This is a genomic window from Rhodococcus sp. EPR-134, from assembly GCF_001647205.1.
GTDB classification, from domain to species: Bacteria; Actinomycetota; Actinomycetes; order Mycobacteriales; family Mycobacteriaceae; genus Rhodococcus_F; species Rhodococcus_F qingshengii.
Map to the genome: position 1 here is coordinate 1 of NZ_LVCT01000444.1, position 873 is coordinate 873.

Sequence of the window (873 nt, forward strand, 5' to 3'; positions counted from 1 at the left end):
CCCAATCGGTCACGTTCCGACCCTCGATGCCTTGGATCTGACCGGACTCGACCTTCATCGCCCCACCATTGCCGCTGCGTTGAAGGTCGACCCGGCGGAGTGGGCGGCCGAACTTCCCCTCATCGATCAGTGGTACGCCACGATCGGCGGCAACAGACTCCCCGACGCGCTGCGTGAAGAGTTGCGTGCCTTGCGTCAACGACTGTCGACATTCGATTACGAACTCACCGACGAGGCCCCGTCCCGCGACACGCATTTCCGGCGTGTGCGCACCCGCGCCGACGACTGCTGACCCCCGAGCAGGGCTGCCAGCGCATCTCACGTCGAGTCTCTCGCGCTGGAGGCCCTCACCGAAGGTCCCGATCCGGTCAAGTTGCCCCTCAACCTCCCGGATCGGGATCTTCTGACGTGAGACCGAACGTGGTGATCTCCCACCCAGAGCGCCGTCAACTCGACGAGCGCAGCGGGGAGCCCAGGACAGCCGTCGACAACGCCCGCTCCCCACACCATGGGCACACGTTTCCGCCCGGCGTCACCGCGGACCGACGGCACAACCTGGCACATTCGCGGCACTGCAGCAACGGCGCGCTCAGCAGTCCGCGCAGTGGTGTTACACGCATCACCGCTCCCTTCATCTGGTTACTTGCTAATATTAGCAAGTAACCAGACAGGCTTCCACTTTCTTCTCGCAGTACCGAGGAACCTTATGACCGCTACGCCCGCACCGAATTCCACTCCGTCCCCGCAGAACTCGCTCGGCCGCGCTGCCCAGGCCGTACGGGACCTGTTGCCGCGATGGAGCGAATGGAGTTCGTCGCTGCGCGCACCCGGCGCGGATCTGCTGGCCGGCCTGATCGTGGCACTGGTCGCTCT

2 protein-coding genes are annotated in these 873 nt (G+C 64.8%); one reads left to right on the top strand and one right to left on the bottom strand.

Annotation, left to right across the window (positions count from 1 at the left end; genetic code table 11):
- Window positions 1–292 (top strand): phosphoenolpyruvate carboxykinase domain-containing protein (locus A2J01_RS20645; protein WP_156519338.1); only part of this gene is annotated, 292 nt, incomplete at its 5' end.
- A 154-nt stretch (window positions 293–446) separates the two neighbouring features.
- Here A2J01_RS20645 and A2J01_RS35925 read toward each other — a convergent pair.
- Window positions 447–620, bottom strand: a complete 174-nt coding sequence (locus A2J01_RS35925) for a hypothetical protein (protein ID WP_154606736.1) — start codon at window positions 618–620, stop codon at window positions 447–449.
- Window positions 621–873: the final 253 nt, after the last annotated feature.

Bases quoted from the DNA above. Each gene is read 5' to 3' on its own strand.
- A2J01_RS35925 (WP_154606736.1), bottom strand. From the start codon at position 620: ATGCGTGTAACACCACTGCGCGGACTGCTGAGCGCGCCGTTGCTGCAG.